The organism is Streptomyces sp. NPDC001373 (assembly GCF_042895815.1).
Lineage (GTDB): Bacteria > Actinomycetota > Actinomycetes > Streptomycetales > Streptomycetaceae > Streptomyces.
The window spans coordinates 457,564-471,061 of the sequence record NZ_JBIAWQ010000004.1 but is presented as its reverse complement, the minus strand read 5'-3'; the positions used below and the strand labels follow the sequence as shown (position 1 = coordinate 471,061).

The window sequence follows — 13,498 nt, the reverse complement described above, 5'->3', positions numbered from 1 at the left end:
TGTGGGTTGTTGACCCCCTCGTCGCCCCCTGATGGACCCCCCCCCGCCGGGGGCGGGGGGGGGGCGCGCCCCCCCCCCGGGGCGGGGGGGCCCGGCCCCCCCCCCCGCGGGGGGGGGGGCCCCGCGGCCGTGCCGGGGTCAGGTGGTGGGGGCCGGGAGGATCGCCGGGTGCCAGGTCGGGGCCGGGGTCGTCGGGCGGGGGGTGGCGGTGTGGAGGTGGGCGTCCAGGCCGAGGGCCGCTGTGGTCGTGGTGCCCGTCGAGTCGAGGACCGCTGAAGGGGCGCCCGCGTAGAGCATGCGGGATTCCGTCCAGGCCGGAGGGCCGCCCAGGGTGCTCGTGGAGACCGTGCCCGCATCGGCGCGGCCCGTCAGGAGACGGCCCGCGACGCCGATCGCGCCGTATCCCGCCCGGCCGCCGGACTCCGAGACGCTGGAGACCTGCGGGGCGCCCGGGCCGGCGGTGACCAGGGCGCTGCGGACCACCCCGGAGTCGGGGCGGCGGAAGTAGAGGCGGATGCCCGCGCCGTCGCGGGCCGCCGTGAGGGGGACCGTGGTGGCGGGGAGGCCGGTGGGGTACGGGCCGGCGAGCGGGGCGGCCGGGGTGGGCTGGGTCCAGGCCAGGACGGACCTGGCGGTGGTGGCGTAGACGTGGCGGCGGCCCGCGGAGTCCGTGAGGGTGACCGGGTCGCTCTGGAGGTCCTCGCCGCCGAGCTTCTGCCACTCGGTGAAGGCGCCCGAGGGCTGCTGGACGCGGGCGCGCAGGGTGCGGCGCGCGTCGCGCAGGTAGACGGTGAGACGGCCCGCGGGGTCGACGGCGGCCGCGGGGGCGCTGATGGCTGAGGTGCCGGGTTCGTCCCCGGGTTCGGGGGTGTCGAGGGACTGCCAGGCGCCGAACGGGCCGTCGGGGGCGCTCTGGACGGCGTACACCACTTCGCGCCGGTAGTCGGCGGGCCGGGGCCCGAGGACCGTGCGGGTGGCGAGGACCGCGACGCGGCCGTCGGGGAGGCGGGCGGTGGTGGCGCCGGAGTCTATGCCGGTGCCGGGGAGCAGGGCGGGGCCGGTCCAGGTGCCGGAGCGGTCGCGGGTCCAGACGGCCATCCGGCCGTCGAGGGCGGCGAAGGCCCAGAGCCGGCCGGGGGTGCCCTCGGTGAGCCAGGAGGCGTTGTCGGCGCGGGCGTAGCGCAGGGACTGGGCCCAGTTGCGGCCTGTGGGGCTGCCGGCCACCTTGCGGTCGCCGCAGCCGTCGGGGGAGCCGCAGTAGTCGGCGTGGTCCTGCCAGGCGTAGGTCTTGAGGTAGCCGATCTTCGTCTCGGCGGTCTGCGGGTCCAGGACGTGGGGGAGGGTGCCGTTGTGGTAGCCGAGGTAGTTCTGCACCGAGAACCGCGGCCGGTCCGCGACCCGTTCGGCGTACGCGGCGGTGGCGGCCTGCACGAAACGGGCGCCGTACATGTGGTCCTGGTGATCGGTGTACTTGCCGGTGTCCGCGTAGCGGTTCGGCGTCGGGTCCTGCATCCGTATCGTCGTGGGCCGGTACCGCTCCAGGATGCCCGATATGGACTGGACGACCTGGTCCTTGGTGTACGAGAACTGCTGCTTGACCGGGGTCCCGGTGGTGAGCTGGGCGCCCAGCGCCGGTATGTCGCCGTTCCACAGGCCGCGCAGGCTGTCCGGGTTCACGGCGGCCGGGTTGCGGGCCTCGCGCATCTGGAGCCAGACCAGGTTGACGTGGGGCCGGGCCACGAGGACGTCGAGCTCGGCCTGGCCGCCGCCGGCGGTGGGTATGACCGTGCGCTTCCAGGCACTGGTGCGGTCGCCGGTGGCCATCTGGGCGTAGGCGGAGCGTATGCCGTTCTGCCGGGCCTCCGCGTAGCGGGCCCGGTCGGCGGGCTGCTGCGGGTCTTTGGCCTGGCCGCCGTTGGCCTCGTTGCGGCCGTCGGCCTCGCCGGAGGTGAGGTAGGCGGTGGTGACGGGGAGTCCGGCCAGCAGGGAGCGGCTGAGGTCGGGGTTCATGAAGAACAGGTCGTCGTCGGGGTGGGCGACGATCTGGAGGACCGTGCCCGAGGTGGTGCTGGCGGGGAGGAGGGCGGAGGGGTCCCTGCCCTGGGTGGCCTCGGCCGACGTCTGCTGCCCGGAGGCGATGGAGAGCACGCCGGAGGCGCCCAGGGTGAGCATGGGCACGACGGCCGCGAGGAGGAAGCGGCGGCGGGAAACGGGCATCGGTTACGCCTTGGGGTCGTTCCGGACGGGAAGAACCGCTGTGCAGTCACTGAGAGGCGAAATCGGGCGGGTTGGTTCACCGATTTCACCGATGACGCGCGTTTTCCGAAAACGACCGGGTGTGAGGGTGTGTGGTCGGCGGCCCGGTGTGCGCGTCCGCCCGGACCGTGGACGCGCGCCGTCCCGCGCGCGGGGCAAGGATGTTCCTGGTGCGGGGTGTTGGGACTGGTGTGGCACGGAGGGTGTCTGTCCACCCGGTGCGCCGCCTGTGCCTGGGTAAGGGCGGGTTACGGAGTGGTGTTGCGCGGGCCCACCGGCTGCCAGGGCGCCAGGTACGCGTCGGGCTCGTCCGCCGACGAGGTGACGTACAGCCGCGCGTCGAGGCCCACCACCGCCAGGCTGACCAGGTTCTTCCCGGTCATGGTGCTGGAGGGGGCGTCCACGAACATCAGTGGCGAGCGCTGCCAGGGCTGTCCCTCGCCGACGTCCGCGCCGAGCAGCCCGCCGGCGGAGCGGCCGGCGAGGAGGTGCCCGCTCGCCGTCACGGAGCCGAAGCCCTGGAGGCCGCCGAGGTCGGTGAGGCCGGTCGCCTTCAGGCCTTCCTCGTCCGTCATCAGGGCGGTGCGGACGTTGCCGGAGCCGGGCTTGCGGAACCAGACCCGTACGCCGCCCTCGCGGCCCTCCGCGGTGAGGGGGAGGGTGGTCTCGGGCAGGCCGGTGGGGGTGGCCGGGCCCAGGGGGGCGCCGGGGCCGGGCTGGAGCCAGCCGGTCACCGACTTGCTGGTGGCGGCGAAGACCATCCGCCGCCCGGTCCCGTCGGTGGCGGTGACGGGGGTGCCGTGCAGGTCGGCGCCGCCGTGGGCCTCCCACGGGCCCCAGGTGCCGTCCGGGTGCCGGACACGGCCGCGCAGGGTGGAGGCGCCGTCGCGCACGTAGACGGCGAGGGCGCCGGTCCCGTCGACGGAGACGGCGGGCGCGCTGATGTCGGAGGTCCAGTCGGCGTCGGAGGCCTCCGGGGTGCCGAGTGACTGCCAGGCGCCGAACTCCTGGGAGCCGGGGGCCTGCTGGACGGCGTAGACCACCTCGCGCCGGTAGTCGGCGGGCTTCTCGCCGAAGGAGGTGCGGGTGCCGAAGGCCGCTATCCGGCCGTCCTTCAGGGTGACGGTCGATATGCCCTGGTCCATCCCGGTGCCGGGCAAGAGGAGGGGGCCGGTCCAGCGGCCTATGAGCCCGCTGCGGTGCCAGAGGGCGACCTGGCCGTCGAGGACCTTGAAGGCCCACAGGCCGTGCTCGGCGTCGGAGGTCAGCCAGGTGGTGCCGGTGCCGCGCGCGTAGTTGATGGACTGGGTCCAGCCGTTGCCCGAGGGGTGCTCGGCGACCTTGAGGTCCCCGCAGCCGGCCTCGCTGCCGCAGTGGTTCTCCTTGTCCAGCCAGGCGTAGGTGTCCAGGATGTCCAGCTTCTCCTTGGCCTCGCCGGGGCCGAGGGCTCGGGGCAGGGAGCCGTTGAAGTAGCCGACGTAGTTCTGGACGGTGAAGTGCGGGCGGTCCTTGAACTGCTCCGCGTAGGCGGCGGTGGCCATCTGGACGAACCGGGCGCCGTAGAAGTGGTCCTGGTGGTCGGTGTAGCGCCTGGTGTCGCGGAAGCGGCCGGGGGTCGGGTCCTGGGTGCGGATGGTGGTGGGCCGGTACCGCTCCAGGATGCCGACGATCGTCTGGACGACCTGGTCCCTGGTGTATGTGAACCCGTGCCGGACGGGGGTCCCGGAGGCGAGCACCGACTCCAGGTGGGGTACCTTCCCGTCCCACAGGCCGTGGAGGCTGTCGGGGACGTCCTGGTAGACGTTGCCCGCCTCGCGCATCTGGAGCCAGACGAGGTTGACCTGGGGCCGGGCGACGAGTACGTCGACCTCGGCGTGGCCGCCGCCCTTGGTGGGGATGACGCTGCGTTTCCAGGCGCTGCTGCGGTCGCCGGTGGCCATCTTGGCGTAGGCGGCGCGGATGCCGTTCTGCCGGGCTTCGGCGTAGGCGGGCTTGTTGGGCGGGGTCGAGGCCGCCTTGCCGGCGGCGGCGTTGATGCCGTCGGCCTCGCCGGAGGTGAGGTAGACGGAGGTCACCGGGTGGCCGGAGGCTATGGAGTACCCGAGGTCCGGGTTCATGAAGTAGAGGTCGTCGTCGGGGTGGGCGACGATCTGGAGCACCCGGCCGGGGTCGGGGGAGTCCGCCGCGGTGGCGGTGGTGGCCCGGGAATCGGGCGCGGTGGGCGCGTCGAGGCCGGTGAGGGCCTCGTTGCCGCGGAGGATGAGCATGCCGCCGGCGGCGGTGGCGGCGAGGAGGGCGATGGCCTTGACGACGGTGCGGGCGCGCGGGTGGCCGACGTGGTCGTGGCCGTGCCGGGTGGTCGCGGAGGCCTCGGGGGCCGCCCCAGGTACGGTCGGGCCGGGCTCGGACGCGGGCACGGCGACGGCGAGCGAGGACGGGGGTCCGTCGGACATGGGGCTCCTCGCGGCCGGTCGGGCGGGGACCGGGCCCCTGACGCACAGATCTAGAGAGCTATAAGTAAGCAGATAATCCGATAATCCGCCTCATGATATCGGCCACGACACCCGGCGAGTCGAACGCCTGCTCCGGCTAGGCTCGCTCACGGACAGGACCGGACCACCGGCGGGGCCGGACCACCGGCAGGGCCGGACCGGACCGGCGGCGACAGACTCGGGAGGTGGCGGGATGACAGTCCCGGGACGCAGGAGCAGTACCTTCATCCGGCTGCTGCGGAGCGGATTCACCGACCCCACCGCCGCCGCCCGGCTCCTCGACGCCGACGCGCTGGCCGCCGTCCGCGCCGACCCGGTGCTCCTGGACGCCCTCGGCGCCACCGCCGACCCCGACCTCGCCCTCCTCGGCCTCGTCCGCCTCGCCGAGGCCCAGTCCCCCGAGGACCTGCGGCTCCTCCTCGACACCCTGGTCAGCGCCAAGCCCCTGCGCGACCGCCTCCTCGGCGTGCTCGGCGCCTCCGAGGCCCTCGCCGACCACCTCGCCCGCCACCCCCACGACTGGCAGGCCCTGGTCACCTACGAGGCCGCCGACCTGCACCCCGGCCTCGCCGAGTTCGAACAGGGCCTCGCCGACGCCCACGAGCCCGTCGCCCTGCGCGTCGCCTACCGCCGCTGCCTGCTCTCCATCGCCGCCCGCGACGTCTGCGCGACCATAGACGTCGCCCAGACCGCCGCCGAACTCGCCGACCTCGCCACCGCCACGCTCCGCGCCGCCCTGCGCATCGCCTCGGCCGCCGCCCCCCAGGACGCCGCCGCCTGCCGCCTCGCCGTCATCGCCATGGGCAAGTGCGGCGGCAACGAGCTCAACTACGTCTCCGACGTCGACGTGATCTTCGTCGGCGAGGCAGCGCCCGGCACCGACGAGGGCAAGGGCATCCAGGCCGCCGCCCGCCTCGCCTCCCACCTCATGCGGATCTGCTCCGAGACCACCGTCGAGGGCAGCATCTGGCCCGTCGACGCCAACCTCCGCCCCGAGGGCCGCAACGGCCCCCTCGTGCGCACCCTCGCCTCCCACATGGCCTACTACCAGCGCTGGGCCAAGACCTGGGAGTTCCAGGCCCTCCTCAAGGCCCGCGCCGTCGCCGGCGACCCGGACCTCGGCGCCCAGTACATCGACGCCATAACGCCGCTCGTCTGGCAGGCCGCCGAACGCGAGAACTTCGTCGCCGACGTCCAGAAGATGCGCCGCCGCGTCGTCGACAACATCCCCGCGTCCCAGATCGACCGCGAGCTCAAACTCGGCCCCGGCGGCCTGCGCGACGTCGAGTTCGCCGTCCAGCTCCTCCAGCTCGTCCACGGCCGCAGTGACACCAGCCTGCGCTCCGGCACCACCCTCGACGCCCTCCACGCCCTCGCCGCCGGCGGCTACGTCGGCCGCGCCGACGCCGCCCAGCTCCACGACGCGTACCGCTTCCTGCGCGCCATGGAACACCGCATCCAGCTCCACCGGCTCCGCCGCACCCACCTCGTCCCCGAGGACGAGGGCGACCTGCGCCGCCTCGGCCGCTCCATGGGCCTGCGCACCGAACCCGTCGCCGAACTCAACAAGGCCTGGCGCCGGCACGCCTCCGTCGTCCGCCGCCTCCACGAGAAGCTCTTCTACCGCCCGCTCCTCGACGCCGTCGCCCAGCTCGCCCCCGGCGAGACCCGGCTCTCGCCGGCCGCGGCCGGCCAGCGCCTCGAAGCCCTCGGCTACGCCGACCCAGCCGCCGCCCTGCGCCACCTCGAAGCCCTCGCCTCCGGCGTCAGCCGCAAGGCCGCCATCCAGCGCACCCTGCTGCCCGTCCTCCTCGGCTGGTTCGCCGACTCCGCCGACCCCGATGCCGGACTCCTCAACTTCCGCAAGGTCTCCGACGCCCTCGGCAAGACCCCCTGGTACCTGCGCCTGCTCCGCGACGAGGGCGCCGCCGCCGAGAACCTCGCCCGCGTCCTGTCCGCCGGCCGCCTCGCCCCCGACCTGCTCATGCGCGCCCCCGAGGCCGTCGCCCTCCTCGGCGACCCGGAAGGCCTCCAGCCCCGTACGCACGAGGCCCTCGAACAGGAGGTGCTCGCCGCCGTCGGCCGCGCCGACAGCGGGGAAGCCGCCGTCGCGGCCGCGCGCGGGGTCCGCCGCCGCGAGCTCTTCCGCACCGCCGCCGCCGACATCATCGCCTCCTACGGCACCGAGGACAGCCCCGCCGAGACGGACTCCGGCTCCCTCGTCGACCGGGTCGGCAACGCCGTCTCCGACCTGACCGCCGCCACCATCGCCGGAGCCCTGCGCGCCGCCGTGCGCGACCACTGGGGCGAGACCCTCCCCACCCGCTTCGCCGTCATCGGGGTCGGCCGCTTCGGCGGGCACGAGCTCGGCTACGGCTCCGACGCCGACGTCCTCTTCGTCCACGACCCCCGCGAGGGCGTCGACGAGCAGGAGGCCGCCAAGGCCGCCCAGACCGTCATCGCCGAGATGCGCCGGCTGCTCCAGCTCCCCACCGCCGACCCGCCGCTGCTCATCGACGCCGACCTGCGCCCCGAGGGCCGCTCCGGGCCCCTCGTGCGCACCCTGGCCTCCTACGCCGCCTACTACCGCCGCTGGTCCCTGACCTGGGAGAGCCAGGCCCTGCTGCGCGCCGAGCCCGTCGCGGGCGACGCCGACCTCGGCCGTACGTTCATCGACCTGATCGACCCGCTGCGCTACCCCGTCGAAGGCCTCGGGGAGGAGGCGGTCCGCGAGATCCGCCGGCTCAAGGCCCGCATGGAGTCCGAACGCCTGCCGCGCGGGGCCGACCCCACCCTCCACACCAAACTCGGCCGCGGCGGCCTCAGCGACGTCGAGTGGACCGTCCAGCTCCTCCAGATGCGGCACGCCTGGGCCGAACCCGGCCTGCGCACCACCCGGACCCGCGAGGCCCTGGCCGCCGCCCACGCCGCCGGGCTCATCCCGACCGAGGAGGCGCAGACCCTCGACGAGGCCTGGGTCCTGGCGACCCGCGTGCGCAACGCCGTGATGCTGGTCCGCGGCCGTGCCGGCGACACCTTCCCCACGGACGCCCGGGAACTGGCGGCCGTCGGCCGCTACCTCGGCTACCCGGAGGGCAGGATCGGCGAGATGCTGGACGACTACCGCCGTACGACCCGCCGGGCGCGCACGGTGGTGGACGAGCTCTTCTACGGGGGGTGAGCCCCCTGGGGCCTCTCGGTCCCCGGGGCCCTCCCCCACCGGGACGGCGCGGCCGGAACCCCAGCCGCCGCGCCGGACCGGGTCAGGCCCGGCGCAGCCGGTTCAGTACGGCCGCCGTCGCCGGGTGGGGCGAGGTCTCCAGGGGGCTGCGGGGCAGGCGGTGCGGGAGGTCGCCGTACCAGGCGCGGGAGACCGCGTAGCCGAAGGCCAGGCAGAGCATGCCCCCGACCGCGTCCAGCCAGAAGTGGTTCGCCGTGGACACGATCACGACCAGGGTCGCCGCCGGATACAGCAGGCCCAGGATGCGGGCCCAGGGGGCCGAGGCGACCGCGAAGATCGTCAGGCCGCACCAGAGCGACCACCCTATGTGCATGGACGGCATCGCCGCGTACTGGTTCGACATGTGCTTGAGGTTCCCCGAGGCCATCGAGCCCCAGGTGTGGTGCACCAGCACGGTGTCGACGAAGTGCCCCCCGTTCATCAGCCGGGGCGGCGCGAGCGGGAAGCAGAAGTAGCCGAGCAGGGCCACGCCCGTGGTGGCGAAGAGGATGAGGCGGGTGGCCGCGTAGCGGCCGGGATGGAAGCGGTAGATCCACACCAGTACGCCGATGGTCACGATGAAGTGGAGCGTGGCGTAGTAGTAGTTCATGCCGACGACGAGCCACGTCACCGAGTTGACGGCGTGGTTGACGGAGTGCTCGACCGCGATGCCCAGGCCCCGCTCGACGCTCCAGATCCAGTCGGCGTTCGCGAGCGCGACGGCCTTCTGCTCGGGGACCGCGTTGCGGATCAGCGAGTACGTCCAGTAGCTGATGCCGATCAGCAGGACCTCGAACCAGATCCGCGGCCGGCGCGGGGCGCGCAGCCGGGTGAGGAGGGGCCCTTCGGGCCCGGGGCGGCTGCCGTCCTCGGCCACGGGGGATGACGAGGCGTCCGTCCTGGGGGCGCCCCCGGCGGCGGCTGGGGGAGTTTCCAGTGTCTTCACGCTCGCTTCACCCATGGGGAGAGAGTCTGCCAGATGCGCCCTTGCCTCCGATCATCCCTCCGGACGGTCTTCCGCGCCCGTGCTCCGTCCTGGGGAGGACACCCCGAGGAGGACCCGCTATCCTGCCGCGCGTCGCTGGCCGGGACCGGACGCCGTCGATCCGCGCACCACCAGCTCCGGCAGGAACACGAACTCGCTGTGCGGGGCCGGCGTACCGCCGATCTCCTCCAGCAGGGTGCGCACGGCCGCCTGCCCCATGGCCTGCACGGGCTGGCGGATGGTGGTCAGCGGCGGATCGGTGAACGCTATGAGCGGGGAGTCGTCGAAGCCGACCACGGACACGTCCTGCGGCACCCGCAGCCCCTGCTGGCGCGCGGCCCGGATGGCGCCGAGCGCCATCATGTCGCTGGCGCAGGCGATGGCCGTGCAGCCCCGCCCGATGAGCGCCGCGGCCGCGGCCTGGCCGCCCTCCAGGGAGTAGAGGGAGTGCTGGATCAGCTCCTCGACCTCGGCCTCGCCGAGCCCGAGCCGCTCCCGCATGGCGAGCCGGAAGCCCTCGATCTTGCGCAGCACGGGCACGAAACGCTTCGGGCCGACCGCGAGGCCGATCCGGGTGTGCCCGAGCGCCGTCAGGTGGGTCACCGCGAGGTGCATGGCGGCCCGGTCGTCGGGGGAGACGAAGGGGGCCTGCACCTTGTCGGAGAAGCCGTTGATCAGGACGAAGGGGACGCCCTGGCCGCGCAACTGGTCGTAACGGCCGGTGTCGGCGGTGGTGTCGGCGTGCAGCCCGGAGACGAAGATGATCCCGGAGACCCCCCGGTCCACCAGCATCTCGGTCAGCTCGTCCTCGGTGGACCCGCCGGGCGTCTGCGTCGCCAGCACCGGGGTGTACCCCTGCCGGGTCAGCGCCTGCCCGATGACCTGCGCGAGCGCAGGGAAGATGGGGTTGTCCAGCTCGGGGGTTATCAGGCCGACCAGGCCGGCACTGCGCTGCCGCAGCCGTACGGGCCGCTCGTAGCCGAGCACGTCGAGCGCGGCCAGCACGGACTCGCGGGTGCCTGCGGCCACACCGGGCTTGCCGTTGAGCACGCGGCTGACTGTGGCTTCGCTGACCCCCGCCTGGGCTGCGATGTCGGCAAGCCGTGCGGTCACGGGATGGGACTGTACCGGTAGCCGGCTCACGAAGCCCACCAGGTGCAGGAATCGGGGGGAAGACGGACGTTGCGGCCGTCGGTCTGCACGGGGGCGCTGGAGAGGACGGGACGGCCCGGGGAGGGCATGTCCACGGCCGAGGGACGGGTGTTGAGGGTGCACGAGAAACCGGGACGGGTGAACAGGAGCACCCCCTCGGGGGCCGGGCGCCACCGCATGCCCCGGGCGAGAACCGCGGGTCCCGCCCCGGTGCCGGGCCACTCCTCGACGGGACCGCCCTGCCCGGCCTCGACCGCACCCAGGCCCGGCAGGGCGCGGCGCAGCTCCAGGGCGGCGCGGTAGAGCTCCAGGGTGGAGTGCGGGTCGCCGGTCTGCGCGGCGACGCTGAGCCCGCCCCAGCCGTCGGGCTGCGGCAGCCAGCTCCGGCCGGGGCCGAACCCGTACGGGGCCTCGTGGCCGGACCAGGGGAGGGGGACGCGGCACCCGTCCCGCAGCCCGTCCTGCCCCTGCGCCCCGTCCCCCGCCGGTCCGGCTCCGCAGCCGTCCCCGGCCGCGCCGCCCCCCGCGGGGGGCCTGCGCCGGAAGGCCGGGTCGCGGCGGGCCTCCGCCGGCAGGTCGGTGACCTCCGGCAGGCCGAGCTCCTCGCCCTGGTAGATGTACGCGGACCCCGGCAGCGCCAGCATCAGCAGCGCCGCCGCCCGCGCCCGGGCCAGCCCCTGCGCCCCGCCCCCGTACCGGGTCACATGGCGTACGACGTCGTGGTTGGACAGCACCCACGTCGTCGGCGCCCCCACCGCCGAGGTCGCGGCCAGGGACTCGTCGATCACCGTCCGCATCGCCGCCGGGTCCCAGGGGCAGTTCAGGAAGCGGAAGTTGAAGGCCTGGTGCAGCTCGTCGGGCCGCACGTACAGCGCGAGCCGCTCCGAGGTCGGCGCCCAGGCCTCGGCGACCCCGATGCGCCCGTCCCCGTACGAGTCGAGCAGCCGGCGCCAGGAGCGGTGGATGGCGTGCACCCCGTCCTGGTCGAAGAAGGGGAGGGGCTCGGTGCCGATCAGCGTGGCCTGGGCGCCGCGGCCGATGTCAGGCAGGCCCGGGGCCTTGACCATGCCGTGGGCCACGTCCACGCGGAAGCCGTCCACCCCGAGGTCCAGCCAGAACCGCAGCACCGAGGCGAACTCCTCCGCCACCTCCGGGTGCTCCCAGTCGAGGTCGGGCTGCTCCGGGGCGAAGAGGTGGAGGTACCAGTCGCCGTCCGCGACCCGGGTCCAGGCGGGACCGCCGAAGACGGACTCCCAGTCGTTCGGCGGCAGCGAGCCGTCCACCCCGCGCCCCGGGCGGAAGAGGTAGCGCTCCCGGGCGCCGGGCACGCCGGCGAGGGCCTCCCGGAACCAGGGGTGCCGCTCGGAGGTGTGGTTCGGGACCACGTCCACGATCACCCGCAGCCCGAGCGCGTGGGCGGCCCGGACGAGGTCGTCGGCGTCGGCGAGGTCCCCGAAGAGCGGGTCGACGGCCCGGTAGTCGGCGACGTCGTAGCCGCCGTCCGCCTGCGGGGACACGTAGAAGGGCGTCAGCCACACCGCGTCCACCCCGAGCCGGGCCAGGTGCGGGAGCCGCTCGCGCACCCCGCGCAGGTCCCCGACGCCGTCGCCGTCGCTGTCGGCGAAGGAGCGGACGTAGACCTGGTAGATGACGGCATCGCGCCACCAGCCGCCGCTCGCAAGCGGGTCGCTGGAAGCTCTTGCAAGCGGGAGGGCCGTCAACTCGTGCTTCATACCGCAGTCAACGGTCGTACACGCCCCGTGGTTGCGGGCCCGGGAAATCGAAGCGGCCTCGAACTAACAGCAAGCTGCGGCAACCGTAGGGACACACGGTTGTAACGATCCCCTCCGCTTGCAGAAAATTGCCGCAAGGTCTTTCCGTCGGCTTTCAGTCTTGTTACGTTCCCTGCAACTCGGGACCGCGAGGGCGCGGCCGGGATCATCGAAGGAGTTCATATGCGGCGTGGCATAGCGGCCACCGCGCTGGTCGCGACCCTGGCGCTCGCGGCGACGGCTTGCGGCGGTGACACCAAGGGCGACGGTGGCGAGACGAAGGCCGGCGGCGAGCTGTCCGGCACCGTCACCTGGTGGGACACCTCGAACGACGCCGAGAAGGCGAGCTTCCAGAAGATCGCCGAGGCCTTCACCGCGAAGCACCCGAAGGTGACGGTCAAGTACGTCAACGTGCCCTACGGCGACGCCCAGAACAAGGTCAAGAACGCCTTCAGCAGCGGCGCCGACGCCCCCGACGTGATCCGCGCCGACGTCGGCTGGGTCGCCGACTTCGCCTCCCTCGGCTACCTCGACGAGGTCCCCGCCGACCAGGCCAAGAAGATCGACGCCGAGTTCCTGCCGCAGGCCGCCGCCAGCGGCAGGTTCGAGGGCAAGACCTTCGCGGTCCCGCAGGTCATCGACACCCTCGGCCTCTTCTACAACAAGAAGATGCTCGCCGACGCCGGCGTCCAGCCCCCCAAGACCCTGGAGGAGCTGAAGACCGCCGCCGCCGCGATCAAGGCCAAGAGCGGCAAGACCGGCCTCTACCTGCGCGGCGACGACTCCTACTGGTTCCTGCCGTTCATCTACGGCGAGGGCGGCGACCTCGTCGACGCCAAGACCAAGACGGTCACGGTCGACAACGAGGCCGGCATCAAGGGCTTCAAGGCCGCCCGCGACCTGGTCACCTCCGGCGCGGCGGTCACCAACGCCACCGACGGCTGGACCAACATGCAGACCGCCTTCAAGTCCGGGGAGGTCGCGATGATGATCAACGGCCCCTGGGCCGTGGCCGACAGCTACGCCGGCGACCAGTTCAAGGACAAGTCCAACCTCGGCGTCGCCCCGGTCCCGGCCGGCTCCGCCAAGGCCGGCGCCCCGCAGGGCGGCCACGACCTCGCCGTGTACGCGGGCTCCAAGAACACCGCCGCCGCGCACGCCTTCGTCGAGTACATGACCTCCCAGGAGGTCCAGGTCCAGTCCGCCAAGGAGCTGAGCCTGCTCCCGACGCGCACCGCCGCCTACGAGCAGCCGGACGTCAAGAGCAGCGAGATGGTCCAGTTCTTCAAGCCGGCCGTCGACAAGGCCGTCGAGCGCGCCTGGATCCCGGAGAACGGCTCCCTCTTCGAGCCGCTGAAGGTCGAGTACACCAAGGCCGTCACCGGTGCGGCGAGCCCCGAGGACGCGGCCAAGGCGGCCGGCGTCGAGTTCCGCAAGATCCTCAAGGGCTGGAAGTAGTACGAACGATGGCTGCTGACACCAGCCGGTCGGTGGCACGGGCCGCGGGGGGGGGGGGGGGCGCCCCCCCCCGCCCCCCCCCCCCCCCCCCCCCCCCCCCCCCCCCCCCCCCCCCCCCCCCCGGGGGGGGGGGGCGGCCCCCCCGCCGCCGCCCCCCCCCGCG

At 73.9% G+C, this 13,498-nt stretch carries 7 protein-coding genes; 2 read left to right on the top strand and 5 right to left on the bottom strand.

Annotated elements, in window-relative coordinates; all coding sequences use genetic code 11:
• Positions 1-138 precede the first annotated feature (138 nt).
• Together ACFY15_RS13075 and ACFY15_RS13070 are read right to left on the bottom strand one after the other, a co-directional pair.
• Entirely contained in the window at positions 139-2,217 is a 2,079-nt protein-coding gene (locus ACFY15_RS13075; protein ID WP_390825494.1) for a PIG-L family deacetylase, read from the bottom strand.
• 287 nt (positions 2,218-2,504) lie between these two features.
• Complete coding sequence (locus tag ACFY15_RS13070; RefSeq protein WP_390825493.1) at positions 2,505-4,709, bottom strand: PIG-L family deacetylase; 2,205 nt, start codon at positions 4,707-4,709, stop codon at positions 2,505-2,507.
• A gap of 232 nt (positions 4,710-4,941) precedes the next feature.
• On the opposite strand from ACFY15_RS13070, the gene ACFY15_RS13065 reads away from it, so the two are divergent.
• A complete protein-coding gene (locus ACFY15_RS13065) occupies positions 4,942-7,929 on the top strand; it encodes a bifunctional [glutamine synthetase] adenylyltransferase/[glutamine synthetase]-adenylyl-L-tyrosine phosphorylase (RefSeq protein WP_390685594.1) in 2,988 nt (995 codons plus the stop codon).
• A gap of 82 nt (positions 7,930-8,011) precedes the next feature.
• Here the strand turns inward: ACFY15_RS13065 and ACFY15_RS13060 are convergent, their stop codons facing one another.
• The 3 genes from ACFY15_RS13060 to ACFY15_RS13050 all read right to left on the bottom strand — a co-directional run bounded on the left by ACFY15_RS13060 (position 8,012) and on the right by ACFY15_RS13050 (position 11,838).
• On the bottom strand, positions 8,012-8,929 hold the full coding sequence (locus tag ACFY15_RS13060) for a phosphatase PAP2 family protein (RefSeq protein WP_390685595.1): 918 nt from the start codon (positions 8,927-8,929) through the stop codon (positions 8,012-8,014).
• A 102-nt stretch (positions 8,930-9,031) separates the two neighbouring features.
• Complete coding sequence (locus tag ACFY15_RS13055) at positions 9,032-10,066, bottom strand: LacI family DNA-binding transcriptional regulator (protein WP_390825492.1); 1,035 nt, start codon at positions 10,064-10,066, stop codon at positions 9,032-9,034.
• A 26-nt stretch (positions 10,067-10,092) separates the two neighbouring features.
• Positions 10,093-11,838, bottom strand: a complete 1,746-nt coding sequence (locus ACFY15_RS13050) for a glycoside hydrolase family 13 protein (RefSeq protein ID WP_390685597.1) — start codon at positions 11,836-11,838, stop codon at positions 10,093-10,095.
• A gap of 222 nt (positions 11,839-12,060) precedes the next feature.
• On the opposite strand from ACFY15_RS13050, the gene ACFY15_RS13045 reads away from it, so the two are divergent.
• Positions 12,061-13,335: an extracellular solute-binding protein gene (locus ACFY15_RS13045; RefSeq protein WP_390685598.1), complete on the top strand. Its 1,275-nt coding sequence runs from the start codon at positions 12,061-12,063 to the stop codon at positions 13,333-13,335.
• The last annotated feature ends 163 nt before the right edge of the window (positions 13,336-13,498 follow it).

Excerpts from the sequence above, each read along its gene's own strand:
- ACFY15_RS13060 (WP_390685595.1), bottom strand. The coding sequence starts at position 8,929 with ATGGGTGAAGCGAGCGTGAAGACACTGGAAACTCCCCCAGCCGCCGCC.
- ACFY15_RS13070 (WP_390825493.1), bottom strand. The coding sequence starts at position 4,709 with ATGTCCGACGGACCCCCGTCCTCGCTCGCCGTCGCCGTGCCCGCGTCC.
- ACFY15_RS13050 (WP_390685597.1), bottom strand. The coding sequence starts at position 11,838 with ATGAAGCACGAGTTGACGGCCCTCCCGCTTGCAAGAGCTTCCAGCGAC.
- ACFY15_RS13045 (WP_390685598.1), top strand. The coding sequence starts at position 12,061 with ATGCGGCGTGGCATAGCGGCCACCGCGCTGGTCGCGACCCTGGCGCTC.
- ACFY15_RS13075 (WP_390825494.1), bottom strand. The coding sequence starts at position 2,217 with ATGCCCGTTTCCCGCCGCCGCTTCCTCCTCGCGGCCGTCGTGCCCATG.
- ACFY15_RS13065 (WP_390685594.1), top strand. The coding sequence starts at position 4,942 with ATGACAGTCCCGGGACGCAGGAGCAGTACCTTCATCCGGCTGCTGCGG.